Here is a 25,535-nt window from a genome sequence, read left to right on the forward strand (position 1 = left end):
GTAGGAGAAGTCGTGGAAGAAGGGGAAGAGAGATGTTCGGATCTGGCAGGCGGCGGCTGCTGACCGCCGCGGTCGTTGTGAGTCTGGTGGTCACAGCGGCCGCATGTAGCAGCAGCGGGGGGAAGAAGGCGGAGGAGGCGGCCGCCGGCGGCGCGGCGGCCGGTCAGGCCGACACGCCGAAGATGACGGTCGCGATGATCACCCACGGCGCGCCCGGTGACACCTTCTGGGACATCATCCAGAAGGGTGCCAAGGCCGCAGCCGCGAAGGACAACGTCGATCTGAAGTACTCGTCGGATCCGTCCTCGGGCAACCAGGCGAACCTGATCCAGAGCGCCATCGACAGCAAGGTCGACGGCATCGCGGTCACGCTTCCCGATCCACCGGCGCTGATCCCGGCGGTGAAGAAGGCCATCGCCGCGGGTATCCCGGTGGTCGCACTGAACGCGGGCATCGGCTCGTTCGAGCAGTCGGGTGCGCTGTCGTACTTCGGTTCGGACGAGACCGTGGCCGGAGAGGCCGGCGGTCAGCGAGCCACCGAGGGTGGCTACAAGCACCTGCTGTGCGTGATCCAGTTCCAGGGTCAGGTTCAGCTCGAGGATCGCTGCAACGGTGTGAAGAACACCTTCAAGGGGCAGTGGACCAAGATCTACGTCAACGGTTCGGACCGGCCGTCGGAGCAGTCCACGATCGCCGCGAAGCTGAAGCAGGACCCGAGCATCGACTTCATCATCACCCTGGGCGCGTCGGACGCGCTGGCGGCGATGAACGCGGTGAAGGACTCGGGCAGCACGGCCAAGGTCGGCACCTTCGACTTCAACCCGCAGATCCCGGCGAAGATCCAGTCGGGTGAGCTGCAGTTCGCGATCGACCAGCAGCCCTATCTCCAGGGTTACGAGGCGGTTGACTCGCTGTGGCTGTACAAGAACAACGGCAACATCATCGGCGGTGGCAAGCCGACGCTGACCGGGCCGTTCCTCGTCGACAAGCAGAACGTCGACTTCGTGGGCAAGTTCGCTGCCGGCGGGACCCGGTAGTCCGATCGGGCCACCGCGTGCGGTGGCCCAGTCGGAACTGAGACTAGGAGGTCTCCATGAGCCAGACACTGGCTGCCACTCCGGCACCACCGGCGCAGGACGAGCGCGTGGGCCGCAGGTCCGCCGTCTCCAGGCTGCTGGCCCGTCCCGAGCTCGGGGCGCTCGTCGGCGCGATCGTCATCTATGCGGTCTTCTTCATCGTGGCCCCGCCGTTCCGGGACGCCACGTCGCTGTCCACCGTTCTCTACTCGAGCTCCGTGTACGGCATCCCGGCGATCGCCGTCGCGGTCCTCATGATCGGCGGTGAGTTCGACCTGTCGGCGGGTGTCGCCGTCACCAGTTCGGCCCTCGTCGCCTCGATGTTCAGTTACCAGTTCACCGCGAACATGTGGCTCGGGGTCGTGGTGTCCCTGGTGGTCGCGCTCGGGATCGGCTTCGTGAACGGCTATCTCGTCGTCAGGACGGGGATTCCGAGCTTCCTGGTGACGCTGGGCACGTTCTTCATGCTGCGCGGCCTCAACCTGGCGCTGACCAAGCAGGTCACCGGGAACGTCGCGACCAACGACGTGTCGGACATCGACGGGTTCGGCTCGGCCCACAACGTGTTCTCGTCCCAGTTCACCGTCGGCAGCGCGACGATCAAGATCACCCTGCTGTGGTGGCTCCTCTTCATCGTCTTGGCGACGTGGCTCCTGCTCCGTACGAAGATCGGCAACTGGATCTTCGCCGTCGGCGGTTCGGCCCCGAGCTCCCGGGCGGTCGGCGTGCCGGTCAACCGGGTGAAGATCGGGATGTTCATGGGCGTCAGCTTCCTGGGCTGGTTCATCGGCATGCACACGCTGTTCGCCTTCAACACGGTGCAGTCGGGCCTCGGGGTGGGCAACGAGTTCATCTACATCGTCGCCGCCGTGGTCGGTGGCTGCCTGCTCACCGGTGGGTACGGTTCCGCGATCGGCGCCGCGATCGGCGCCTTCATCTACGGCATGGCCGAGCTCGGCATCGTCTACGCCGGCTGGAACCCCGACTGGAAGTACTTCTTCCTGGGCGTGCTGCTGCTGGGCGCCATCCTGCTCAACACCTACATCCGTCGACGTGCGGAGGCATCACGATGACTGTCACCACGGAAGCTCCCGCCAAGGCGCCGCTGGTTCGGCTCAGCGCCTGTGACAAGAACTACGGCAACATCATCGCCCTGGGTGGTATCTCGCTCGAAGTGGACGCCGGTGAAGTGACCTGCGTGCTCGGGGACAACGGGGCCGGCAAGTCCACGCTGATCAAGATCATCGCCGGCCTGCATCAGCCGACCCACGGCTCCTACGAGGTCGAAGGGGAGGAGGTCACCTTCGGGTCGCCCCGGGAGGCGCTCGAGCGGGGGATCGCGACGGTGTACCAGGACCTGGCCGTCGTACCGCTGATGCCGGTCTGGCGGAACTTCTTCCTCGGCAACGAGATCAGCAAGGGCGTCGGCCCGCTCCGCCGGCTGGACATCGACCTGATGCGGAAGACGACCAAGAAGGAGTTGCTCGACATGGGCATCGACCTTCGCGACGTCGACCAGCCGATCGGGCAGCTGTCCGGTGGCGAGCGGCAGTGTGTCGCCATCTCCCGGGCGGTGTACTTCGGGGCGAAGGTGCTGATCCTGGACGAGCCGACCGCCGCTCTCGGGGTGAAGCAGTCCGGAGTGGTGCTGAAGTACATCGTCCAGGCCCGGGACCGCGGTCTCGGCGTCATCTTCATCACCCACAACCCGCACCACGCCTACCCGGTCGGCGACCGGTTCCTGCTGCTCAAGCGCGGCAAGACGCTCGGGTACTACAAGAAGGACGAGATCACCCGGGACGAACTCACCGCGCTGATGGCCGGCGGGGCCGAGCTCGAGGAGCTGCACCACGAGCTCGAGCAGGGCGGCGGTGCGGTCGCCGAGGCGGCGCAGGTGCTCTCGGAGGAAGTGCAGGAACTCGGTATCACCGAACGGCCCACCGGTTCCTGACCTGGCGGTTCCGCCGCCTGGACGGGGCGGCGGCGGAACCGCCCGGAGACCCACCCACCTGGAAGGACCCCACTTGATGAGCACTAGTCCAAGCAGCGGCCCTCGCCTGGCGCTGGGCAGCTGTCCCGACTCCTGGGGCGTCTGGTTCGCCGACGACCCGCTGCAGACCCCGTGGCAGCGCTTCCTCGACGAGCTGTCGGGCGTCGGCTACCGCTGGGTCGAGCTTGGACCGTACGGCTACCTGCCGACCGACCCCGCCCGGCTGACCGACGAGCTCGACCAGCGTGGGCTGAGGGTGTCCGGGCAAGCCGTCGGCGCACCCTTGCAGGACGCCGGGCAATGGCAATCCACCCTCGACGAGGCCCGCAAGGTCGCGGAACTCGTAACCGCGGTCGGCGGGCGCTTCCTGGTGATCCTCCCCGCGGCGTACCGGGACGAGCGGACCGGCGCGACGAAGGCGGTGCGCGAGCTCGACGCCGACGCCTGGAACACGTTGATCCGGCAGAACAACGAGCTCGGCCGCATCATCGGCGAGGAGTACGGCCTCACGGTGGCGCTCCACCCGCATGCGGACTCCCACGTGGAGACGCAACCGCAAGTGGAGCGATTCCTGCAGGACACCGACCCGCGCTACGTCTCCCTGTGCCTCGACACCGGGCACTTCGCCTACCGGCACGGCGACAACGTCGCGATCATCGAGAAGTACCCGGAGCGGCTGGGGTTCCTGCACATCAAGGGCGTCGATCCGGAGGTTCTGAAGGTGGTCGACGCGGAGGACCTGCCGTTCGGGGAGGCCGTCAAGCGCGGCGTGATGGCGGAACCGCCGAACGCCGAACCGAAGATCGAACCGATCGCCGCGGCGCTGCGGGCGCTCGACCGGGACGAGGTCTTCGTCATCGTCGAGCAGGACCTGTATCCGTGCGACTTCGACGTACCGGAGCCGATCGCCCGGCGGACGTACGACTACCTGCGCAGTGTGGGAATCGGAGGTGACCAGTCATGACGGTCCGGGTCGGAGTCATCGGCGTCGGCATGATCGGGCAGGACCACATCCGGAGGCTGACACAGGTGCTGTCCGGTGCTCAGGTGGTCGCCGTGACGGACGTGGACCCGGCGCGGGCCCAGTCGATCGCCGACGGACTGACCGGCTGCACGGTGCACGCGACCGGGCAGGAGCTCATCGGTGACGACGCGGTCGACGCCGTAGTGGTGACGTCGTGGGGACCGACGCACGAGGAGTTCGTGCTGGCGGCCATCGAGGCGGGCAAGCCGGTGTTCTGCGAGAAGCCGCTGGCCACCACGCAGGAGGCCTGCCGCCGGATCGTCGACGCCGAGGTCGCGAGTGGCAAGCGGCTCGTGATGGTGGGCTTCATGCGCCGGTACGACGCGCCGTACCAGGCGGTGAAGGCGGCCGTCGACGACGGTTCGATCGGCGCACCGCTGCTGATGCACTGTGCACACCGCAACCCGTCGGTGCCGCCGTACGGCTTCACAACCGAGATGATCATCACCGACTCCGCCATCCACGAGATCGACCTGGTGCGGTGGATGTTCGGCGAGGAGATCGTGGCGACCACGGTGCTCAAGCCGCGGCGCAACAGCAACGCGGGGGACGACCTGCAGGATCCGCTGATCATCCTGCTCGAGATGGCCAGCGGGGTGCTGGTGGACGTCGAGGTGTCGCTCAACATCCGCTACGGGTACGACATCCGTGGTGAGGTCGTCGGCGAGATCGGTACGGCGGCACTGGCCGAGGCTGCCGGCGCAGTGGTCAAGAGCGACGGCCGGTACGCCGGCCGCGTGCCGGCGTCCTGGCAGGAGCGGTTCGTCCGGGCGTACGACGTCGAGCTGCAGGACTGGATCGACGCGGTGGCCTCCGGCGGGTTCACCGGCCCGAGCGCGTGGGACGGCCATCTCGCGGCGGTGGTGTCGGACACCTGCCTGGAGTCACTGCGGACCGGTCAGCGAGTCGAAGTCGTCTCGCACGAACGCCCCGACTTCTACGCGAAGGGCTGACCCATGAAACTTGCCCTCGATCCGTACATGTTCCGCAGTACGCCCTTGCTCGAGCTGCCGCGCCTGGTCGCCGAGCTCGGCTACGAGTGGATCGAGCTGTCACCCCGGGATGACTTCATCCCGTTCTTCAACCACCCACGGGTGAACGACGAGACCGTGGCCGCCTTCAAGAAGGAGCTGGCCGCGGCCGGAGTTGGCGTGTCCTCGGTGCTGCCGCTGTTCAGGTGGTCCGGCCCTGACGAGGACGACCGGCAGGCGGCTGTGCGGTACTGGAAACGTGCCATCGAGATCACGGCCGTGCTCGGCGTCGACACGATGAACTCCGAGTTCAACGGCCGGCCGGAGCAGGCGGCCCGCAGCGAGGCGCAGTTCTGGCGCTCGCTGGAGGAACTCCTGCCGGTCTTCGAGCGGGAGGGGATCAAGCTCGCGCTGGAGCCGCACCCGGACGACTTCGAGGAGGACGGGAAGGCGGCGGTCGACCTGATCCGGGGGATCAACAGTCCGCTGGTGACCTTCCTGTACTGCGCTCCGCACACCTTCCACATGGGTAACGACGCGCAGGGGATCATCGACTACGCCGGCGACCTGCTCACCAACATCCACGTCGCGGACTCGTTCGACCACACCGGCTCGTCCGGACTCCGCTACATCGTCAACCCGCCCGGATCGACGGTCCGGGTGCACCAGCACCTGGACATCGGCCAGGGCGAGGTCGACTTCGACGAACTGTTCGCGTGCCTGGCCGCGGCCGGGTTCAATGGCACCATCACGACCTGTGTCTTCGCCTGGGAGGAACGGGCTCGCGAGTCGAGCACGTTCATGCGGGAGAAGATCACGGAGCTACTGACCAAACAAGGGATCCAGACGTGAGTACTCAGCGAATCACCCACCTGATCGGCGGGAGCCCGTGGACCGGGGTCTCGGAGCGCACCAGCAAGGTCTACAACCCGGCGACCGGTGAGGTCACCGGCGAGCTCGACCTGGCCTCGGCCGCGACCGTCGACGAGGTCGTCAAGGTCGCCCACGAGGCGGCCCGCACGTGGGCGCAGACCTCGCTGACCCGGCGGACCCAGGTGCTGTTCGCGTTCCGCGAGCTGGTGAACCAGCACAAGGAGCGGATCGCCGCGCTGATCACCGCCGAGCACGGCAAGGTGCTGTCCGACGCCGTCGGCGAGGTCACCCGCGGCCTGGAGGTGATCGAGTTCGCGTGTGGCATCCCGCATCTGCTCAAGGGCGGGTTCAGCGAGGGCGTGTCGACGAAGGTGGACGTGTACTCGATCCGCCAGCCGCTCGGCGTCAGCGCGATCATCTCGCCGTTCAACTTCCCGGCCATGGTGCCGATGTGGTTCGTCCCGATCGCGGTTGCCTGTGGCAACAGTGTGGTGATCAAGCCGTCCGAGAAGGACCCGTCGGCGGCGAACGCGATGGCCGAGCTCTGGAAGGAGGCCGGTCTGCCGGACGGCGTGGTCAACGTCGTCCACGGTGACAAGGAGGCCGTCGACCGGCTGCTCGAGCACCCCGACATCAAGTCGGTCTCGTTCGTCGGCTCGACCCCGATCGCGAAGTATGTCTACGAGAACGGCACGAAGAACGGGAAGCGCGTGCAGGCGCTCGGTGGCGCGAAGAACCACATGATCGTGCTGCCCGACGCGGATCTGGACCTGGCCGCGGACGCCGCGGTGAACGCCGGCTTCGGTTCGGCCGGTGAGCGGTGCATGGCGATCTCCGCGCTGGTCGCGGTCGAGCCGATCGCCGACGAGCTGGTCGGCAAGATCAAGGAGCGGATGGCGAAGCTCAAGACCGGCGACGGGACCCGCGGCTGCGACATGGGCCCGCTGGTCACCGGCCCGCACCGGGACAAGGTCGCCGGGTACGTCGCCGCCGGTGTGGAGGAAGGCGCGGAGCTGGTCGTGGACGGCCGGGACGGTGAGTTCGACGGTGTGGCCGATGGGTTCTGGCTCGGGCCGACGCTGTTCGACAAGGTGACGCCGGAGATGTCGATCTACACCGACGAGATCTTCGGGCCGGTGCTGTCGGTCCTCCGGGAGCCGTCGTACGACGCCGCCCTCGACCTGGTGAACTCGAACCCGTACGGCAACGGCACGGCGATCTTCACCAACGACGGCGGCGCCGCCCGCCGGTTCCAGAACGAGGTCGAGGTCGGCATGGTCGGCATCAACGTCCCGATTCCCGTCCCGATGGCCTACTACTCCTTCGGCGGCTGGAAGAACTCGCTGTTCGGCGACACCCACGCCCACGGCATGGAAGGTGTCCACTTCTTCACCCGCGGCAAGGTCGTCACGTCCCGCTGGCTCGACCCGAGCCACGGCGGCATCAACCTGGGCTTCCCCACCCACGACTGAGCGTCAGGGGCGCTCCGCCTGGTCGCGTGCGGCTGCCGTGCTGCCGCGGACGACCAGGTGGGGCGTGAGGACGAACTCCTCGGCGGTGGTCCGGCCGTTCTCGAGGCGGTCGGCCGCCGCTTCGACGGCGTGCTTGGCCAGTTGCGTGGCGTCTTGATCGATCGAGGTCAGGTCGATGTGGGCGAGCCGCGCCAGCGTGCTGTTGTCGTACCCGACGAGCGACACGTCCTCCGGGATGCGTACGCCGGCACGAGTGAAGGTGTCCTGCAGGCCGACCGCGCACATGTCGTTGGACGCGACGATCCCGGTCGGTAGTCGGCCGTCGTCGAGCAACACCCGACCGACCTGTGCGCCGGCGAGCTCGTCGTGTCCGCCCGGGATGATCCGCAGCGAGTCGGCCAGATCGTGCTCGCGCATGGCGGTCCGGTAGCCGCGCCGGCGCAGAGCCGCGATCGGTCCTTTGCCGCCGTCGACGAAGGCGATCTCGCGGTGACCGAGGCCCACCAGATGCGCGACGGCTTGCGCCACGCCGAGGTCGTCCGCGGCCCGGACCACATCGATGCCGGTGCCGGTGTGCTTACCGATGGCCACGACCGGCAGACCGTGGCGGGGGATCGATCCGGACGGGCCGAGCAGGATCAGGGCCTCGCAGCGGAAGTCCAGCAGGGTCTCGATCGCGCGCCGCTCGTCCCGCTCGGCGGTCACGGCGCTGAGAACCAGCTCGTAGCCGCGGCCCGCGCTGGCCCGATGCAGATCCTCGACCAACTCGGCATGGAACGGACTCCGGATGTCGAGCATGACTCCCAACAGCCGGGTACGACGGCGCGCCAGCAGACTCGCGGTCCGGTCGGGCCGATAGCCGAGCCGGTCGGCGGCCTCCCGCACCCGGCGGCGGGTTTCCTCGCTGGGGCCTGGCCGATCGCTGAGCGCGAGCGAGACCGACGACGGTGACATGCCGATCGCGGCCGCTACATCCTCCAGCCGTGGGCGCCGGGTCGCGCCGGCCGAACGTCGATCGCGAGTGGTCACGGAATCTCCCGGTGGCGAGCCCTTGACAACAGTTTGTCAGGACAAGCATGGTAGCAGAGTCTTAAAGCGCTTGAAATTCAACAGGCGCAGGGAATCCGGATCTGTGCAGGTGAGGAGCAGGCATGTCATCTTCGTCCATCGGCGTGGCGGTGATCGGTGCGGGGATGGCCGGCCGCGCGCACCTGGCCGGCTATCGGGCCGCGACCGCGATCCACGGCGCCGGGCTGCCCGAGGTGCGGTTCGTCGCCGTCGGTGATGTCAACGCCGGCGTCGCGAAGGAGTCCGCCGACCGGTTCGGGTACCAGCGGGCCGAGACCAGGTGGCAGGCCATCGCCGAGGCGCCTGACGTCGACGTGGTCAGCGTGGTGGTCGCCAACACGTTGCACCGCGAGATCGTCGAGGGTCTGCTTGCCGCCGGCAAGCATGTGCTCTGTGAGAAGCCGCTGGCGCCGAGCGTCGAGGACGCGGCTGCGATGGTGTCCGCCGCACGCGCCTCGGGCCGACAGACCGCGACCGGCTTCACCTTCCGGCGTTCGCCGGCGATCAACGCCGTTCGTGCGCAGCTCGAGTCCGGGGCGATCGGCCGGCTGCTGCACCTCGACGGGCACTACTGGTGCGACTACGGCTGTGACCCGATGGCTCCGATGAGCTGGCGGTACAAGGGTGGCCCCGGTTCCGGTGCGCTCGCTGACATCGGCGCTCACTTGGCCGACGTGGCCGAGTTCCTCGGCGGGCCGATCGAGTCGGTCGGCGGGGCGGTGCTGGCGACGTACATCACCGAGCGGCACCTTCCGGTCGGTGCGGTCGTGGGGCACGCCCTGGCGGCGGTCAGCGACGAGACGGAGCCGGTCGAGAACGAGGACCTGGTCAGCTTCACCGCGCGGTTCGCGTCCGGAGCCACCGCGACGTTGTCGGCGTCCCGGACCTCGTTCGGTCACCCGAACGGGCTCGGTTTCGAGGCCTTCGCCGAGAAGGGTTCGGCCACGTTCGAGCTCGCCCGGGCGTCGGAGTTCGGCTTCGTCGACGGCACGGCACCACTCGCGACCCAGGGGTACCGCCAGGTGCTCGTCGGCCCGGAACACCCCTACATCACCGGTGGCCTGCCGATGGACTTCCCCGGGGTCGGCCACGGACAGAACGACCTGTTCGCCTTCCAGGCCAGGGCATTCCTCGGCCAGGTGGCCGGCGTCGAGGGACTCCCGCCCTGCCCGACCTTCGAGGACGGACTGCGCAACCTGCGGCTGCTGGGCGCCGTTGTCACCTCGGCCCAGACCGGCGGCGCGGCCGTCACCATCGACTGATCCGGAAGGACCATCACCATGAAGCTCGGTGCCTACACGGCCTGCCTGCACGACCTGCCCATCGGTGACGCGTTGACGACGCTGCGCGGACTCGGCCTCGACAGCGCGGAGATCAATTCGGGCGGTTTCCTGCCCGCGCCGCATCTGCCGATCGACGAGATCCGCGGCAGCAAGGACGCCCGCGACGAGTACCTCGCCCAGTTCGACGCCGCCGGCGTCGCGCTCACAGCTCTGAACTGCAACGGCAACCCGCTGCACCCCGACCCGGACGTACGGCGCAAGCACGGCCAGGACGTGGTCGACGCCATCGAGCTCGCCGCCCTGCTCGGCGTCAAGCGGGTCGTCACCATGTCCGGCCTGCCCGAGGCGCACGCCGGTGGTACGGCGCCATCCTGGACGGTCCTGCCCTGGGACAGCGTGTACCTCGACGCCCGCGACTACCAGTGGAACGAGGTGGCGATCCCGTACTGGAAGGACATCCAGGCCCGGGCTGCCGACGCCGACGTGAAGGTGTGCATCGAGATGCATCCGCACAACCTGGTCTACAACCCGGCCACCATGGTGCGGCTCGCCGAGGAGATCGACGCCACCCACGTCGGGGCCGAGATGGACCCGAGTCACTTGTTCTGGCAGGGGATCGATCCGGTCGGCGCCCTGGACAGTCTCGGCGGCCTGGTCTACAACGCGGCCGCGAAGGACACCCGGATCAACGCAGCAGCCAAGGTCAACGGCGTACTGGACGACCGCTTCGGGCGGGTGCTTCCGACGGACCCTGGCGCCATCGGGCTGGGTGGTAAGGACACGCTCAGCCGCTGGCCGGAGAATTCCTCCTGGGACTTCGTCGCCGTCGGCCGTGGTCACGATGTCGCGTTCTGGACGGACTTTCTCGCCGCGATCAAGCGCATCGACCCGGACATGGCCGTCAACATCGAGCACGAGGACCAGGAGCTGGGCCAGCTGGAAGGCCTCGAGTACGCCGCCAAGACCCTCCTGACCGCGGCCGCCGGCTGACAGATCCACGACTGAAAGCGGCGGTTTGGGTGTAGCGTCGAAGACGACCCCCGGGGCATGAGGAGTACCGCGGCGTACGACGGCCGTCGGCCTGTGCGATGTCAGCGATCTTCAAGCTCCGGGAGTGCGTCATGTCGAAGAACAAAGGCGGACGTGAAGTCCGCAAGCCCAAGCAACCCAAACAGCCGAAACCCAACCCGAGCGACAGCTCGATCATCCCGCCGACCAAGCAGGGCCGGAAGTAGGCGCGGGCGCCGTTGACCGCCGGAGGAAGGTTGGGTAGCGTCACGCAGGCGTGCTGAGGGCGCGCCGAGACTCGCCGGAAGGCTGGAAGCCACCTCGCGATCGATCAGCCGAGTGCGGTGGGTGACGCTCTCTTGTGGCCCGTGCGAGTCCGGGCGCGAGAGGACGCGTGATGAGACTGCTGCCGGATCGGCCGAGTATCGAGTACCTGCGCAAACAGGCCAAGGACCTTCTTGGCGTACTGCGCGAATCCGAGCCAGGAGCGTCGCTCGCCGATGCGCAGCGCGCCCTGGCCGCTGAGTACGGCGAACGGGACTGGCCTGCGCTGAAGGCCGAGGTCGAGCGACGGCTCGCGGACACGCCCGCCGCGCCGGACGGGCTGGCGGAGGCGCTGGCCGGCGCCTTCGGCCTGGGCGAGGTCACCGCCGCGGCCACGCCGGTTTCGTTCACGCCGATGGGGCGGTGCTGGGGAATCACGACCGACCGAGGTCGGTGGCTCGCGGTCACGGTCTTCGACTGGATCACGGCGGCGCAGGCCGAGCTCGGTGCTCGGCTGCGGGACGCCGCGGTCGCGGCCGGCGTGGTGGCACCAGTCGCCGTACGGAGTCCGCAAGGTCAGCTGATCGAGCGAGTTCGCGGCGAGAGCTGGCGCGTTCACAAGTGGATCGACGTCGGCCCGTCGCCGGTGTTGCCGATCTCGACCGCGCTGGCGCGCCGGGCCGGTACGACGCTCGGGACGCTGCACGCGTTGGCCGTTCCCAGCGATTCGCCCATCAATCCGTACGTGATCTCACGCCGCCCGGAAGCCGATTGGTACCAGTTGCGCGATCGAGCTCGTGCAGCCGGCAAACCGTGGGCCGAGCAGCTCGACGCGGCTCTTCCGGTCTTGCTTGATCTCCACGGGATCGAGACGGATCTCGGCTCTGACCGGCTTATCCTCTGCAACCAGAACTTCATCCCGTCGCACGTCCGGCAGGGCCGTGACGGCGAACTCATCGTGATGGAGTGGGACTTCGCAGGGTCACTCACTGCCGAGCTGGAAATCGGCATCGCGCTGACGCACTGGACGATGCGGCCGTCGACCAACCCGAAGGCGGTCGCGGCGTTCCGCGAGGGCTATCTCGACGTCGCGGAGTGGCCGAAGCTCACCCTGGAGTCTTTCGGCATCGCCTTGACCGCCTGGCTCAACTGGGCCTACAACGCGATCTGCGAAGCCATCACCCCCGACGACGCCGAGCGTGCGGTGTTCGCCGAGCGAGAGGCCGTCGGCGTCCTCGACTACCCGATGACACGTGCGGGCCTCGAGCAACTACTCGACGTCTGACCGGGCCGCGGACAGGACGTGGGGACCTCGGACAGGACGTGAGATGTCCGAGGTCCCGAGTAGGTGTCCGAGGTCAGGTGGAGAGTACGGCGGCCAACGCGGACGCGGCCGGTTCCGTGAGGTGGCCGTGCAGGAGCTCGATCCGGTGCACAAGTCGCGGGGTGGTGAGCGGAACGGCCGCGATCCCGGGCAGGGCCGTCGAACTGTGCGCGTCGGCGGGGGTTTGGGTGGCTGAGTGGGGGAGGACGGCGAGGCCGTGGCCGGTGGTGATGAGGGTCAGGAGGGTTTGGAGGTCGGTGCCGGCGTAGGTGAGGGCTGGGCGGAGGGCGTCGGAACCGGTCGCGGTTCGCAGGGTGGGCAGCGGAGCGGCGAGGTCGGGGGCGTCGATCCAGCGGGCGTCGATCAAGTCGTTGAGGCTGATGCCGCGGCGGCGGGCCAGTGGGTGGTCCGCGGCAAGCGCCACGACCAGTTGCTGGTGGGCCACGGCAGTGGTGCGTAGCGATCCGGCGTCAGACAGCCGCAAGGGATCGCTCGGCGCGGCGACGCCGTCGACCAGGCCCAGGGCGAAGTCTCCGGCGGCTACTCCTCGGGCTACGGCTTCGCGGCCGCAGACCGTCAGGGTGACCTCGGTGCCTGGGCGGGAGCGTCGTACCTCGCGGAGGGCGATCGCCAGGCGGCCGTCGGCTGCGGCCAAGGGGGAGGCCGCGATGGTCAGAGTGCCCGGTGGGTCGGCGATGGTACGGCGGACGTCGGCCCGGGCGGCGTCGAGGCGGAGGAGGATGGGCGCGGCGTGTTCGAGGAGGCGCTCGCCGGCTGGGGTCGGAACCACGGGACGGCGCCGGAGGAGCGGCGTACCGAGGTCGTGTTCGAGGGCGGCGATGTGTTGGGAGACGGCGGACTGGGTGTAGCCGAGGCGGTCCGCGGCCGCGGAGAACGAACCGCACTCGGCGACAGCGACGAACGTCCGCAGCAGGTGGGGATCCACGCCGATCAGTATCGCTTATGCGGACTGCAGAGATCATCGTTGGCGCTGATGCCGGCTCGACGCCCAGGATGGACGGCATGAACGCTTACTCAGGACGCATCGCCCTGGTCGGAGACCGCTCACCGCACGTCCGTTCGCATGGGCGGGTGCCCGGTCTGCTGGATCGGCTGAAGGATCGCGACAACCTGGACCTCGACGTGTACTGGGTCCCGACCGAGGAGGTCGACGAGGACCTGAAGGGGTTCGACGGGATCTGGCTGGTTCCGGGGAGCCCGTATCGAGACGAGGCCGGAGCGATCGCCGCGGTCCGGATCGCTCGGGAGAACGGGATCCCGTTCCTCGGCACTTGTGCAGGGTTCCAGCACGCGATGCTCGAATTCGCTCGCAACGTGTGCGGGCGGCCGGATGCGCAGAACGCCGAGAGCAGTCCGGAAGCGGAGGACCTGCTCATCGTCCCGCTGGCCTGCTCACTCGTCGGTCACGAGGATGCGGTCCAGGTGACACCGGGGACTCGGGCCGCGGAGTTGCTGGGGGTGGAGCGGTCGCTGGAGCGGTACCACTGCTCCTACGGCCTCGACAGCAGCCGGATGGACGTGCTGCGCGAGCACGGCATGGTCTTCAGCGGGTACGACGCCGCCGGCGACCCCCGCATCGCGGAGCTACCCGACCACCCGTTCTACCTGGCCACCCTCTTCCAGCCCGAACTGGCCGGCGACGGCACCCGCCCGCATCCCCTCATCCAGGCCTTCGCCCGCGCAGCCGGAGGAAAGTGACCGTGACTGGCGGACGGCGCTAGATCTGCGAGGTGGGGCGGGGTTGGAGGCCGGCGGCTTGGTAGCAGGTGTCTATGAGTTGCATGGTGGCCAGCGCGTCGTTGGCGTCGGTGAGGAGCGGGGCGCCGTTGCGGACTGCCGCGGTGAAGGCCTCTAGCTGGTAGGTGTAGGAAGTGCGAGTGCCCAGGTGTTCGACCCAGGTGTCCTCCTTGGTTGTGACGATGACCCGGTCGTCGTTGTGGGGGAGGACGAAGAACGGGGCGAAGGCCTCGCCGCGGGTTCCGACGACCTTCAGGCTGAACTCGACGTTCTCGGCGGCCATGCTCGTGCGGACTGCGCCGGTTGCGCCGCTGGGGAACTCGAAGTCGGCGTTGAGCCACTCGTCGACGCCGGGCAGCCGCTTGCGTTCGCCGGCGCGGGCGTTGGTCAGCTTCGGGGCACCACCGGCGTACGGCGCCAGCATCCGCTGGGCGTGGATGGCGTAGCAGCCGACGTCCATGACGGCGCCGCCGGCGAGCGGGAGTGACCAGCGCGGGTCCTGGTCCGGCGGCGGAGGCATCACCATGGTTGCCTCGACGTGCTGCAGGTCGCCGAGCTCGCCCTTGGCCACGAGCTCCTGCAGGCGGCGCATCACCGGGTGGTAGGCGTAGTGGAAGGCTTCCATGAAGACCACGCCGCGCTCGTGGGCGGCGTCGCGGACCTGGGCGGCTTCCGCGGCGTTGCTGGCCGACGGCTTCTCGGTCAGCACATGCTTGCCCGCGGCAATCGCCCGCAGGTTCCACGGGCCGTGCAAGCCGTTGGCGAGCGGGTTGTAGACGACCTCCACGTCCGGGTCGTCCAGGACGTCCTGGTACGACGCGTGCACCCGTTCGACCTGGTGTTCCGCCGCGAACGCCTCGGCCCGGCCGGAGTCCCGGGCCGCCACCGCGACCAGCCGGGCGCCGGTCGACCGGGCCGGCGCGACGATCGCCCGGTCCGCGATCCGGGCGGCCCCGAGAATCCCGATACGCAGCGGTTCCATGCCTTCTCCCTCGATGGTCGGCCGTACGGGCGGCGTACGGCGTGGTCGTCCGAGTGGCGCGCCGGTAAGCGTAGCCCGAGGCCCCGACGGCGAACGTGCCATCCTGCCTGACGAGCACCCGGCGCCGACAGCACCTGCCCGTGATCCGGACCGGGTTCACCCAACGTTCATGCTCAGTGGGTCTCGCGGCGGATGCTGTGGTCGGCGAGGGCGCCGGTCAACCGGTCCGCGGTCCAGCTCTCCGCGACCGCCTGGCGGAGGAGGCCGGCCTGCGACTGGGGTGCCAGGCCGTTGATGGGCTGGTCGCGGTCGAGATTGGTCGGGAAGGCGTAGCCCTCGGCCGTGGCGGCGATGACGTTCTCCACGGCTACGGGATCGGTCAGCCGGAGCAGGGTGGGATAGACGGCGTCGATCATCCGGGCCCGGTCGATGCTCTCCATCGCGCGCCCGAAGGCGGATGAGACCTGGAGGAGGTTGGCCATCCGCTTGATGTCGGCGGAGTGGTTGCTGCCGGCCGCATGGAACAGCGCCGGATTGAAGAACACCGCGTCGCCCTTCTCCAACGGCAACTGCACGTGGTTCTCCACGAAATACGAGGCGAATGACGGCTGCCGGTACGCCAGGTACCCCAGCTCGTACTTCTGTGAATGCGGCAGATACAGCGTCGGCCCCGACTCGACCGGCATGTCGCAGTGCGCCACTGCCCCCTGCAGCGTCAACGCCGGCGACAACCGATGCACATGCGCCGGGTACTGCGCTGCCACCTCATCGGACTGGAACCCGAGATGGTAGTCCCGATGCACCGTCTGCCCCTCGCCGCCCGGGTTCACCACGTTCACCTGCGACGTCACCTGGTACGCCGGCCCCAGCCAAGCCGACGCGACCAGCGCGAGCAGGTCGTTGGCGTAGTACGCCGCGAACACGTCCGGTGCCGCGATCGCCAGCTTCTCGAGCGCGTTCCAGACCCGGTCGTTCGCACCCGGCTTGGCGAAGTGGTCACCGGCCGCGGTCCCGGACTCGTGCTGCCGGGCGATCAGGCGGTTGAACCCGGCCGTCGCCGCGTCGACCGCATCGTTGCCGAAGGCCCCTTTCAGGACGACGATCCCAGGCCCGTCGGCGAACGCCCGGACGAACTCGGCCTGCACGGCCCGCGGGTCCTCGCGCCGGATCCGCACCGCGTCGTACAGCGGCACCTGCTGTTCGATCCGCTCGGCGTACGGGTAGTCCGCGGGGTCGGTCTGCTGCTTGAGCACCGTCAACAGGTCTTCCAGTTGAACGTCGGACGGTTTCAACCACATGGCTGGCTCCTCTCGGGGTGATTGTTCTAGCCTGGGGTCTTCTTGACGGGTTCGGAATCCCCTGAATCCACCAAAAACCCGTCATTCGGACCGGAGCGCGACGATGGGACGCGAGCATCGGGTCCGCGACATCGCGGTCCAGGCCGGTCTGAGCGAGACGACCGTCGATCGGGTGCTGAACGGCCGGGCCGGCGTCAGCGCCCGCGCGCGCCGCCAGGTCGACCAGGCCGTGCACGACCTCGACCGGCAAGCCGCCCAGATCCGGCTCGGTGGTCGCACGCTGGTGATCGACCTGGTCATGCAGGCCCCGACCCGGTTCTCCGGATCGGTCCGTGCCGCCCTGGAAGCGGCGCTGCCCGGTCTGCGCCCGGCGGTGCTGCGGGCCCGATTCGACCTGAGTGAAACCGCCTCCGCCGCGGACGTCGTCGCGACCCTGGACAAGCTGCGGAAACGCGGTTCGCAGGGCGTGATCCTCAAGGCGCCGGACGAGCCCGAGGTCGTCGAAGCCGTCGATCGCCTCGTCGCCGCCGGCATCCCGGTCGTCACCCTGGTCACCGATCTGCCCAGCAGTCAGCGCCTCGCGTACGTCGGCATCGACAACCGGTCCGCCGGTGCGACAGCGGCGTACTTCCTCACGCAATGGCTGGGCGCGGAGCCCGGCACTGTGCTCGTCACGCTGAGCCGTGGGTCGTTCCGTGGTGAAGAGGAACGCGAGATGGGCTTCCGCTCCACCCTGCGCCGGCTGGCACCGGGCCGCGCGGTGGTGGAACTCGCCGAGACCGATGGCCTCGACACCACCATCCACGGACAGGCCCTGGCCGCGCTCACCGCCGATCCGGCGATCAACGCGGTCTACTCCATCGGCGGCGGCAACCGCGCCATCGTCCAGGCGTTCGCAGACCTGGGCCGTGAGTACCGCTGCTTCGTCGCCCACGACCTCGACGCCGACAACCTCTCACTCCTCCGAGCGGGTGCGCTCTCCGTGGTCCTGCACCACGATCTCCCGACCGACCTTCACCACGCCTGCCAGCACCTCCTGCAGGCCCACCACCTGCTCCCCGCAGTCCGTACGCCGCCCAGCAACCTCCAGCCGATTACGCCGTACAACCTGCCCGGATGATCTGGTCTAGCGCGACCTGGTGGTCGCCCGCACGACCAGGTCCGGGTCGGTGATGACCTCTTGTGGCGGGCCGTCCTCGCAGATGGCGAGGCCGAGTCCGGCCGCCGCGAGTCGATCGGCGTTCTGGGCGATGGTCGTCAGCTGGATGTGATCCAGGCGCGACGGCGTCGAGTCGTCGTACCCGATGATCGAAACGTCCCGGCCCCGCAGGGCGTGCAGGAGGCCGATGCCGCAGGCATCGTTGAAGGCGGCAACGGCCGTGACCCCGGACGGCAGCTCGCGGGCGGCTGTCGCACCGGCCGACTCGGTCGGGCCGCCGGGGATGACGAGTGGTTCGAGCCCGGCGCGGCGCATCGCCCGGGTGTAGCCGGTCCGACGTTCGGCCGCGCCGGGAGCACGGGCACCGTCGACATGGGCGATTCGGGTGTGGCCGAGTGACAACAGGTGCTCCACGGCCAGGCGAGATCCGGCCGCGTCGTCAGTGCGTACGACGTGAACGCCGGCGGCCCGTACTTTGCGGGCGATCACGACCGCCGGCTGAGCTTCGGCAAGTGCGGCCAGCGCGGACGGCGGCGCGGTGGGAGCAAGCAGCACGAGCGATTCACAGCGGTAGTCCAGCAAGGACTGGATCGCGACCGCCTCCCGACGGGAACCGGTGACCGCGCTCAACGTGAGGTCGTAGCCGAGCGCCTCGGCCGCCGGGTAGAGCGCCTCGACCAGGTCGCCGTGGAAGGGCTGGCGAACGTCGAAGGCCACGCCGATCAGCCGCGTGCGCTGCCGCCCGAGCAGTCGGGCCCGGTGGTCGGGGCGGTACCCGAGCTCGTCGCCGGCCGCGAACACCCGGGCCCGGGTCTCGTCGCTCGCCCCCGGCACGTCGCGGTAGACGATCGAGACCAGGGCGCGGGACACGCCGGCGCGGGCCGCGACGTCCTCCATCGTCGGTCGGTGATTCATCTCGCCGATTCTCCCAGGGTCTTGACCGGGACCATCAAAGCATTGTTCCCTAGCGATGACTAGAGCGCTCTAGTCCCTGCTCGCGAAGGGGTTGCCGATGCGCACAGACCACGGCCTGCCGGTCGTACGGCTCGGGCTGATCGGAGCCGGCCGGATCGGCACCATGCATGCCGGCAACATCGCGCGGGACGTGCCCGGCGCCGAGTTGGCCGCGGTCGCCGACGCCAGACCGGAGGCGGCGCAGCAGCTCGCGGCGCGGTACGGCACCGAGGCCCAGGACGTGGACAGCCTGCTGAAGGACGTCGACGGCGTGGTGATCACCTCGATCGCCGCCGCTCACCTGGACCTGATCCAACGCGCAGCCGCGGCCGGGAAGCCGGTCTGGTGTGAGAAGCCGGCCTCGCTGACGCTCGAGGAGATCGACCAGGCGATCGCCGCGACCGATGCCGCCGGCGTCCCCTTGCAGGTCGGCTTCAACCGACGGTTCGCCAAGGACTTTGCCGCGGCCCACCAGGCTGTCGTGGACGGCTTGATCGGTACGCCGCAGCTGATGCGCTCGATCACCCGGGACCCCGGCGGACCGGCTGGTCTGCGGGCCGGCATCCCGCCGTGGACGATCTTTCGAGAGACCCTGATCCACGACTTCGACACACTGCTCTGGCTCAACCCCGGGGCCCGGCCGGTCGAGGTCTTCACGAAGGCGGATGCGCTGGTGGCCCCGCAGTACAAGGAGGACGGGCTGCTCGACACCGCGGTCGTGGTGATCACCTTCGACAACGGCGCGATCGCGACCGCGGAGGCGAACTTCTCCGCGCTCTACGGCTACGACGTCCGCGGCGAGGTGTTCGGGAGCAAGGGCATGGTGATGGCCGGGGGCCTGCCGAGCAGTCCGCTGGTGCTTTACGGCGCGAGCGGCCTGCAGCAGCAGACATTCCGCAGTGACGAGGAAATGTTCCACGACGCCTACGTGCGGGAGCTCGCGGAGTTCGCCGGCGTCGTGCGCGGCGACGGCGTACCGCCGGTCACCGGCCACGACGCACGCAACGCGTTGCGGGTCGCGCTGGCCGCGATGGCGTCCTACCAGGAGAACCGTGCGGTGCGCATCGAGGAGCTCCGATGAGGCTGGCTGTCTGTGCTGAGTTGATGTTCGTCGACCTGCCCTTCGCCGAACGGGTGGAGCGGATCGACGCCGCCGGTTTCGACGTCGAGATCTGGACCTGGATGTCCAAGGACATCGCCGCGCTGAAGAAGACGGGAGCGGTGTTCTCGTCGATGACCGGGTACATCGGTGGCTCGCTGACCCACGATCAGGATCGGCTGCTGGTGACCGCCGAGCAGTCCGTCCATGTCGCCCTGGAGCTCGGCTGCCCGCGCCTCAACCTGCACGGCACCGAGCTCAGGCTCGATGGGTTGCCGGTGACACCGACGTACGAGGTCACCGGCGCGATGTGGCTGACGGCCGCGCGCACGCTGGAGCGGCTGGCGAAGCTCGGGGAGCGGTACGGCGTGATGTTCGTGCTGGAGAACCTCAACACCGAGGTCAACCATCCCGGCGTGCCGTTCGGGAAGGCGGCCGACACGCTCGCGCTGGTCGAGGCGGTCGGGCATCCGCACCTGCGACTGATGCTCGATCTGTACCAGGCGCAGATCGGCGAGGGGAACCTGATCGAGCTGATCCGCAAGGCGTTCCCGTACCTCGGTGAGATCCAGGTGGCCGACGTACCGACCCGCTGTGAGCCGGGGACCGGGGAGATCAACTACCCCATGATCGCCGCAGCCCTGCGGGAGCTCGGCTATGACGGCACGGTCGGGCTGGAAGCGTTCGCGTCGGCCGACACCGATCTCGCGCTGCGCCGTTTCCGGGACGCGTTCACAAAGGAAGCCATCTGATCAAATCCGGGTGGTGGGTCGACGGAATCGGGCCGAGGCTTCAGGATGTGCGCATGAGTACCGTCCAGGTCCGGGTCGATCGGAACAGCCGAACGCCGTTGCACGTGCAGTTGGCGCTGCAACTCGAGGCGGCGATCCAGGGCGGTGAACTGCCGGTCGGATCCCGGCTGAGCAACGAGGTGGACCTGGCGGAGGCGTACGGGCTGAGCCGGCCGACGGTCCGGCAGGCGATCGCCCGCCTGGTCGACCAGGGTCTGCTCGTGCGCAAACGCGGCGTCGGCACCCAGGTAGTGGGGAACTCCGGCCAAGTACGGCGCTCTCTTGAGCTCACTAGCCTGTACGACGACCTGGCGGCAGCGCACCGGAAGCCGGAGACCGACGTACTGCGCTTCGGTGTCGCTCCGGCCACTGCGGAGGTCGCTGCGGCGCTGCAGTGTGAGGAGGGCGACCGAGTGCTCCGGCTGGAGCGGCTGCGGCGGGCGGACGGCGAGCCGCTCGCGCTGATGCGGAACTGGCTGCCGCCTGACCTCCTGGAGACGGACCCGGCCACGCTGGCCGAGCGGGGTCTCTACCAATTGCTGCGGGCCGAAGGGGTGCGGCTGAAGGTGGCGCACCAGACCATCTCCGCCATCCCCGCCTCACTCGAGCAGGCCCGGCTCCTGTCCGAGGAGCCCGGCGCACCACTCCTGGCGACCACCCGGATCACGTACGACGACCACGGCCAGCCGGTCGAGTACGGCTCCCACCTCTACCGCGCCAGCCGCTACTCCTTCGAACACACGCTCGTCCACCGCTGAGGCGGGATTGCAACAAGCTGCAATCTTCTGGACCTCGTCGTGACGCGATGGATACGGTCAGTGAGCCCCTCGCGTGTCACGGTTGTCCACAGGGCGCCGGATGCGAGTGGCGCGGGGTGCCCCACCGTTGAAAGGATGGTCGCGCATGGTGACCGCGTGGTCGCCAGACGGGACACACACGGGGAGACCGATGACAGCCGACAGACTCGCCGCGCGCCGGTCGGGCTGGGACGGCGCGGTCGAGCTGATCGACGCCCAGGTGCGCGATGTGGTGCGCCGGGAGGGCATCGATCCGCTCCGTGATCCGGGTGCGGTGAACGCGATCGTCGCCACCGTCGTCCGCGAGTACGACGAGCGCAGCCTGACCGGTGTGGTGCCGCCGATCGGTGACCTGGAGGCGGTCAGCCGGGAGGTGCACGACCGGGTCGCGGGCTTCGGCCCGTTGCAGCGGTTCCTGGACGACCCGACCGTCGAAGAGATCTGGATCAACGAGCCGAGCCGGGTGTTCATCGCCCGCGAGGGCCGGCACGAGCTGACCACGACCGTGCTGACCGAGGAGGAGGTCAGCGATCTGGTCGAGCGGATGCTCAAGACCACCGGCCGGCGGATCGACGTGTCCCAGCCGTTCACGGACGCCCGGCTGCCGGACGGGAGCCGCGTGCACATCGTGCTCGGCGGCATCACCCAGCGGTATGCGGCGATCAACATCCGCAAGTTCACCGTCCGCGCCACCCGGCTGAGCGATCTGGTCGCGCTCGGCTCGCTGACACCGCACGCGGGTGCGGTGCTGGAGGCCGCGGTCGCGGTCGGTCTCAACGTCCTCGTCTCCGGCGGCACGCAGGCCGGTAAGACCACGATGCTGAACGCCTTGGCCGGCTCGATCCCTGGCAGCGAGCGGGTGATCAGCTGCGAGGAGGTCTTCGAGATCAAGCTGCCGATCCCCGACTGGGTGTCGATGCAGACCCGGCAGGCAGGTCTGGAGGGCACCGGCGAGGTGCGGCTGCGCGACCTGGTCAAGGAGTCGCTGCGGATGCGGCCGTCGCGGCTGATCGTCGGCGAGGTGCGCGGGGAGGAGTGCCTGGATCTGCTCCTGGCGCTGAACAGCGGCCTCCCCGGCATGTGCACGATCCATGCGAACTCGGCGCGCGAGGCGCTGACGAAGATGTGCACGCTGCCGTTGCTCGCGGGAGAGAACATCGGATCCCGGTTCGTGCTGCCGACGGTGGCCGGCTGCGTGGATCTCGTCATACACCTCGGGATCGGGGCGGACGGGCAGCGGCGGGTGCGGGAGATCGTGGGTGTCAGCGGGCGGATCGAGGAGCAGGCGATCGAGACCGAGACGCTGTTCGGCACGGTCGACGGGCATCTCCGCCGGGCCGAAGGGCATCTGCCGCATCCCGAGCGGTTCCTGCAGGCCGGGTACAACCTGGCCGGGCTGCTGACCGAGTTGCCGCGAGGTGTCGGCTGATGGGGCTCCTGCTGGGGTTGTTCTTCGGGATCGGCTTGCTGCTGATCATCGCGACGTTCGTAACGCCGAGGGATCCCCAGCCGGCCACGGACGGGCGGTTGATCGGCCGGAGCCGGGAGTTGCTCGCGAGCGCGGGGATCGAAGGCGTGACGCCGGCCGCGTTCATCGGCGCGTGTGTGATCACTGGACTGGTCGGGTTCCTGCTGATGCTCGTGGTGTCGAGAGCCTGGCCGGTCGGTGTGGTGTTCGGGCTGATGGCCGGCGGGATGCCGATCGCTTTGGTGCGGAGCCGGGCGCGGAAGCGGCTGGCCGAGTTCCGTGAGCTGTGGCCGGATGTCGTGGACAACATCGCGTCGGCGGTGCGGGCCGGACTGTCGCTGTCCGAGGCGTTGGCTCAGGTGGGTGAGCGGGGGCCGTTGCCGTTGCGCGAACCGTTCCGGCGGTTCGGAGCGGACTACGCGTCGACGGGCCGGTTCGCGGAGTCGCTGGACCGGTTGAAGGCACGGCTCGCGGACCCGGTCGGCGATCGCGTGGTCGAGGCGTTGCGGATCGCGCGCGAGGTGGGCGGTGGGGATCTCGGGCGGTTGCTTCGGTCGCTGTCGTCGTTCCTGCGCGACGATGCCCGGACCAGGTCCGAGCTCGAATCGCGACAGTCGTGGTCGGTCAACGGCGCCCGCGTCGCGGTGGCCGCGCCCTGGCTGGTGCTGGCGTTGCTGTCCTTCCAGGGCGATGTGATCCAGCGCTACAACTCCGCGATGGGTGCGTTGATCATCGGTGCGGGCGCGGTCGTGTGTGTGGTCGCGTATCGGTTGATGCTGCGGATCGGCCGCCTGCCCGAGCCCGAGCGGGTGTTGCGATGAGTCCGTTGCTGATGGGCGGCCTCGTCGGAGCGCTGTTCGGCGCCGGCCTGCTGATCGTCGTACGGCGGTTGCCGTTCTTGCGGAGGCCGACGGCCGACGAGCGGATCTCGCCGTACCTGCGTGATCTCGGTGGGCCCGAGGTGTTCGTGGGGGTGGTGAACTCGGGTTCGCCGTTCCACGCGATCCTGCGGTTGTTCGGGCCATCGCTGCGATCGGGTGCGCAGCGGCTGGAGCGCCTGCTCGGCGGGGCGAACTCGATCCGCCGACGGTTGGCGCGGGCCGGGGTGGAGCGGACGGTCGAGGAATTCCGGATCGAGCAGTTGCTGTGGGGGACCGTCGCGTTCGGCGGCGCGCTGGTCGTCTCGGTCGTCGCGCTGTCGCTCGGCACCGGCAACCCGATCGGGATGCTGGCGTTCTGCACTCTGCTCGGTGTCCTCGGAGTGCTTGCCCGAGACACCTATCTCACCTCGCAGGTACGGCGTCGCGAGCGCCGGCTGCTCGTCGAGCTGCCGACCGTGGCCGAGTTGCTCGCGTTGTCGGTGGCCGCCGGTGAGGGTCCGGCCGGGGCCCTCGACCGGGTCGCGCGATCGTGCCGGGGTGAGCTGGCCGACGAACTGAAACGTGTCCTGGCCGAGACCAGGGCGGGGGAGACGCTGGTCCGCGCGCTGGACGCGTTGGCGGATCGCACCGGTCTGCTGGCGCTCTCGCGGTTCGCGGACGGGCTGGCGGTGGCGCTCGAACGCGGCACCCCGCTGGCCGACGTCCTGCGGGCGCAGGCCGGTGACATTCGTGAGGCGGGGCGGCGCGAGCTGATCGAGTCCGGCGCACGCCGCGAGGTAGCCATGATGGTCCCGGTGATCTTTCTGGTCCTGCCGGTGACCATCGCGTTCGCCTTCTATCCAGGCGCTGTCGGAATCCGGCTGATCGCCGGATGAACTGAGGAGAACTCATGTCCCTACTCCTGACCAGACTGTTCCTGGCGGTGCTGCCGAAGCCACGTGAGGCCCGCAGGGAACGCGGCGATGTCCCCGGCTGGGTGCTCATCACGGTGATGACGGCCGGTCTGGTCGTCGCGATCTGGCAGCTCGCCGGCACGCAGTTGCAGCGAATGCTCCAAGACGCGTTGGACTCCGTCGGCAACAAGTGATGCGTTCCGCCCACCTCCGCTCGGCCGCGGGCCGGTCTGCGCCGCGGTCACGCGACGAGCGCGGGTCGGCGGTGGTGGATTTCGTGCTGGTCTCGATGCTCGTAGTCCCTTTGTTCTTAGGGATCCTGCAGGTCGGGTTGTACCTGTACGTGCGCAACACGGCGACGGCCGCGGCATCGGAGGGCGCGCACTATGCGGCCGTACTCAACCGGGTGCCCGCCGACGGTGAATCGCGGACGCGGGATCTGGTCGGCGGCGTGGTGCGGGACCAGTTGATCGACTCGGTGTCCGCCGAGGAGACCGACGTCGACGGGCAGCCGGGAGTGCTGGTCGTGGTCAAGGCGCACATGCCACCGCTCGGTCTGTGGGGTCCCGGGATCGACTTCAGCGTCGAAGGGCACGCCGTGAAGGAGACCGGCGAATGAGCACCTGGTGGATCTTCGGCCGACGTGACGAGCGCGGTAGCGCGGTGGTGGAGTTCTCCTGGCTGGCGATCCTGCTGATGGTTCCGTTGGTGTACGTGATGCTGGCGGTCTTCGACGTACAGCGCGCCTCGTACGGCGCGACCGCGGCAACCCGGGCGGCCGGGCGGGCGTTCATCATCGTGCCGGCGGGGTTGTCGGAGGACGACGCTCGCGGGCGGGCGTTCGACGCGGCGCGCCTGGCGATGAAGGACCAGGGAATGGAGCTGAGCCCTGACCAGCTCCGGATCACCTGCGACCCCGCCTGCCTCGAGTCCGGCTCGACCGTGACGGTCACCCTCGACACCGAAGTACGCCTGCCACTGATCCCGGACGCCCTCGGCGGTGAACCTCCGGCGATCCACATCAGCGCCTCGCACACCGAGCCGTACGGCGACTACCGCGAAGCCAAGGGCGACGGATGAGGCGCCGGGACGAACAGGGTCA

At 69.0% G+C, this 25,535-nt stretch carries 26 protein-coding genes; 21 read left to right on the forward strand and 5 right to left on the reverse strand.

What is annotated here, in order from left to right; all coding sequences use genetic code 11:
* Window positions 1-32 precede the first annotated feature (32 nt).
* The 7 genes from ACXC9Q_RS40765 to ACXC9Q_RS40795 all read left to right on the forward strand — a co-directional run bounded on the left by ACXC9Q_RS40765 (window position 33) and on the right by ACXC9Q_RS40795 (window position 7,406).
* The gene (locus tag ACXC9Q_RS40765) at window positions 33-1,037 is read left to right on the forward strand and encodes a sugar ABC transporter substrate-binding protein (protein ID WP_457062308.1); all 1,005 of its coding nucleotides are present in this window, start codon (window positions 33-35) and stop codon (window positions 1,035-1,037) included.
* Between the two features lie 56 nt (window positions 1,038-1,093).
* A complete protein-coding gene (locus ACXC9Q_RS40770) occupies window positions 1,094-2,149 on the forward strand; it encodes an ABC transporter permease (RefSeq protein ID WP_457062309.1) in 1,056 nt (351 codons plus the stop codon).
* Complete coding sequence (locus tag ACXC9Q_RS40775; protein WP_457062310.1) at window positions 2,146-3,027, forward strand: ATP-binding cassette domain-containing protein; 882 nt, start codon at window positions 2,146-2,148, stop codon at window positions 3,025-3,027. Before ACXC9Q_RS40770 ends, ACXC9Q_RS40775 begins: the two co-directional genes overlap by 4 nt.
* 76 nt (window positions 3,028-3,103) lie before the next feature.
* Window positions 3,104-4,030 (forward strand): sugar phosphate isomerase/epimerase family protein, encoded by a 927-nt coding sequence (locus ACXC9Q_RS40780; protein WP_457062311.1) that lies wholly within the window; start codon window positions 3,104-3,106, stop codon window positions 4,028-4,030.
* Entirely contained in the window at window positions 4,027-5,043 is a 1,017-nt protein-coding gene (locus ACXC9Q_RS40785) for a Gfo/Idh/MocA family protein (protein ID WP_457062312.1), read from the forward strand. Before ACXC9Q_RS40780 ends, ACXC9Q_RS40785 begins: the two co-directional genes overlap by 4 nt.
* 3 nt (window positions 5,044-5,046) lie before the next feature.
* Entirely contained in the window at window positions 5,047-5,913 is an 867-nt protein-coding gene (locus ACXC9Q_RS40790; RefSeq protein WP_457062314.1) for a sugar phosphate isomerase/epimerase family protein, read from the forward strand.
* Window positions 5,910-7,406, forward strand: coding sequence for a CoA-acylating methylmalonate-semialdehyde dehydrogenase (locus ACXC9Q_RS40795; RefSeq protein ID WP_457062316.1), 1,497 nt, complete (start codon window positions 5,910-5,912; stop codon window positions 7,404-7,406). The genes ACXC9Q_RS40790 and ACXC9Q_RS40795 overlap by 4 nt, the downstream gene beginning before the upstream one ends.
* A 3-nt stretch (window positions 7,407-7,409) precedes the next feature.
* Here ACXC9Q_RS40795 and ACXC9Q_RS40800 read toward each other — a convergent pair whose 3' ends face one another.
* A complete protein-coding gene (locus ACXC9Q_RS40800) occupies window positions 7,410-8,435 on the reverse strand; it encodes a LacI family DNA-binding transcriptional regulator (RefSeq protein WP_457062317.1) in 1,026 nt (341 codons plus the stop codon).
* 122 nt (window positions 8,436-8,557) lie between these two features.
* Between ACXC9Q_RS40800 and ACXC9Q_RS40805 the strand changes: the two genes are divergently transcribed.
* The 3 genes from ACXC9Q_RS40805 to ACXC9Q_RS40815 all read left to right on the forward strand — a co-directional run bounded on the left by ACXC9Q_RS40805 (window position 8,558) and on the right by ACXC9Q_RS40815 (window position 12,314).
* On the forward strand, window positions 8,558-9,736 hold the full coding sequence (locus ACXC9Q_RS40805) for a Gfo/Idh/MocA family protein (protein ID WP_457062319.1): 1,179 nt from the start codon (window positions 8,558-8,560) through the stop codon (window positions 9,734-9,736).
* 18 nt (window positions 9,737-9,754) lie between these two features.
* Complete coding sequence (locus ACXC9Q_RS40810) at window positions 9,755-10,747, forward strand: sugar phosphate isomerase/epimerase family protein (protein WP_457062320.1); 993 nt, start codon at window positions 9,755-9,757, stop codon at window positions 10,745-10,747.
* Window positions 10,748-11,162: 415 nt separating this feature from the next.
* A complete protein-coding gene (locus ACXC9Q_RS40815; RefSeq protein WP_457062321.1) occupies window positions 11,163-12,314 on the forward strand; it encodes a hypothetical protein in 1,152 nt (383 codons plus the stop codon).
* 73 nt (window positions 12,315-12,387) lie between these two features.
* Here the strand turns inward: ACXC9Q_RS40815 and ACXC9Q_RS40820 are convergent, their stop codons facing one another.
* A complete protein-coding gene (locus ACXC9Q_RS40820) occupies window positions 12,388-13,299 on the reverse strand; it encodes a LysR family transcriptional regulator (RefSeq protein WP_457062323.1) in 912 nt (303 codons plus the stop codon).
* Between the two features lie 77 nt (window positions 13,300-13,376).
* On the opposite strand from ACXC9Q_RS40820, the gene ACXC9Q_RS40825 reads away from it, so the two are divergent.
* Window positions 13,377-14,072, forward strand: a complete 696-nt coding sequence (locus ACXC9Q_RS40825; protein ID WP_457062324.1) for a CTP synthase C-terminal region-related (seleno)protein — start codon at window positions 13,377-13,379, stop codon at window positions 14,070-14,072.
* 19 nt (window positions 14,073-14,091) lie between these two features.
* Here the strand turns inward: ACXC9Q_RS40825 and ACXC9Q_RS40830 are convergent, their stop codons facing one another.
* Both ACXC9Q_RS40830 and ACXC9Q_RS40835 read right to left on the reverse strand, forming a co-directional pair.
* Complete coding sequence (locus tag ACXC9Q_RS40830) at window positions 14,092-15,093, reverse strand: Gfo/Idh/MocA family protein (protein WP_457062326.1); 1,002 nt, start codon at window positions 15,091-15,093, stop codon at window positions 14,092-14,094.
* Window positions 15,094-15,266: 173 nt separating this feature from the next.
* Window positions 15,267-16,391, reverse strand: coding sequence for a phytanoyl-CoA dioxygenase family protein (locus ACXC9Q_RS40835; protein ID WP_457062328.1), 1,125 nt, complete (start codon window positions 16,389-16,391; stop codon window positions 15,267-15,269).
* Between the two features lie 103 nt (window positions 16,392-16,494).
* On the opposite strand from ACXC9Q_RS40835, the gene ACXC9Q_RS40840 reads away from it, so the two are divergent.
* Window positions 16,495-17,511, forward strand: a complete 1,017-nt coding sequence (locus ACXC9Q_RS40840) for a LacI family DNA-binding transcriptional regulator (RefSeq protein ID WP_457062329.1) — start codon at window positions 16,495-16,497, stop codon at window positions 17,509-17,511.
* A 6-nt stretch (window positions 17,512-17,517) separates the two neighbouring features.
* On the opposite strand, the gene ACXC9Q_RS40845 is transcribed toward ACXC9Q_RS40840, so the two are convergent.
* Entirely contained in the window at window positions 17,518-18,465 is a 948-nt protein-coding gene (locus ACXC9Q_RS40845; protein WP_457062331.1) for a LacI family DNA-binding transcriptional regulator, read from the reverse strand.
* A gap of 97 nt (window positions 18,466-18,562) precedes the next feature.
* On the opposite strand from ACXC9Q_RS40845, the gene ACXC9Q_RS40850 reads away from it, so the two are divergent.
* From ACXC9Q_RS40850 to ACXC9Q_RS40890, 9 genes are all read left to right on the forward strand, one after another.
* Complete coding sequence (locus tag ACXC9Q_RS40850; protein ID WP_457062333.1) at window positions 18,563-19,585, forward strand: Gfo/Idh/MocA family oxidoreductase; 1,023 nt, start codon at window positions 18,563-18,565, stop codon at window positions 19,583-19,585.
* Window positions 19,582-20,355: a TIM barrel protein gene (locus tag ACXC9Q_RS40855; protein ID WP_457062334.1), complete on the forward strand. Its 774-nt coding sequence runs from the start codon at window positions 19,582-19,584 to the stop codon at window positions 20,353-20,355. The genes ACXC9Q_RS40850 and ACXC9Q_RS40855 overlap by 4 nt, the downstream gene beginning before the upstream one ends.
* A gap of 53 nt (window positions 20,356-20,408) precedes the next feature.
* On the forward strand, window positions 20,409-21,152 hold the full coding sequence (locus ACXC9Q_RS40860) for a GntR family transcriptional regulator (protein WP_405071560.1): 744 nt from the start codon (window positions 20,409-20,411) through the stop codon (window positions 21,150-21,152).
* 190 nt (window positions 21,153-21,342) lie between these two features.
* The gene (locus tag ACXC9Q_RS40865; RefSeq protein WP_457062336.1) at window positions 21,343-22,620 is read left to right on the forward strand and encodes a CpaF family protein; all 1,278 of its coding nucleotides are present in this window, start codon (window positions 21,343-21,345) and stop codon (window positions 22,618-22,620) included.
* Window positions 22,620-23,480 (forward strand): type II secretion system F family protein, encoded by an 861-nt coding sequence (locus ACXC9Q_RS40870; RefSeq protein ID WP_457062338.1) that lies wholly within the window; start codon window positions 22,620-22,622, stop codon window positions 23,478-23,480. The genes ACXC9Q_RS40865 and ACXC9Q_RS40870 overlap by 1 nt, the downstream gene beginning before the upstream one ends.
* Window positions 23,477-24,415: a type II secretion system F family protein gene (locus ACXC9Q_RS40875; protein ID WP_457062339.1), complete on the forward strand. Its 939-nt coding sequence runs from the start codon at window positions 23,477-23,479 to the stop codon at window positions 24,413-24,415. The genes ACXC9Q_RS40870 and ACXC9Q_RS40875 overlap by 4 nt, the downstream gene beginning before the upstream one ends.
* Before the next feature lie 14 nt (window positions 24,416-24,429).
* On the forward strand, window positions 24,430-24,627 hold the full coding sequence (locus tag ACXC9Q_RS40880; RefSeq protein ID WP_457062340.1) for a hypothetical protein: 198 nt from the start codon (window positions 24,430-24,432) through the stop codon (window positions 24,625-24,627).
* Window positions 24,627-25,052 carry a TadE/TadG family type IV pilus assembly protein gene (locus ACXC9Q_RS40885; protein ID WP_457062341.1) on the forward strand — a complete coding sequence of 142 codons (426 nt, stop codon included), beginning with the start codon at window positions 24,627-24,629 and terminating at the stop codon, window positions 25,050-25,052. Before ACXC9Q_RS40880 ends, ACXC9Q_RS40885 begins: the two co-directional genes overlap by 1 nt.
* Window positions 25,049-25,513 carry a hypothetical protein gene (locus ACXC9Q_RS40890; protein ID WP_457062342.1) on the forward strand — a complete coding sequence of 155 codons (465 nt, stop codon included), beginning with the start codon at window positions 25,049-25,051 and terminating at the stop codon, window positions 25,511-25,513. Before ACXC9Q_RS40885 ends, ACXC9Q_RS40890 begins: the two co-directional genes overlap by 4 nt.
* Window positions 25,514-25,535 lie beyond the last annotated feature (22 nt).

The organism is Kribbella sp. CWNU-51 (assembly GCF_054073265.1).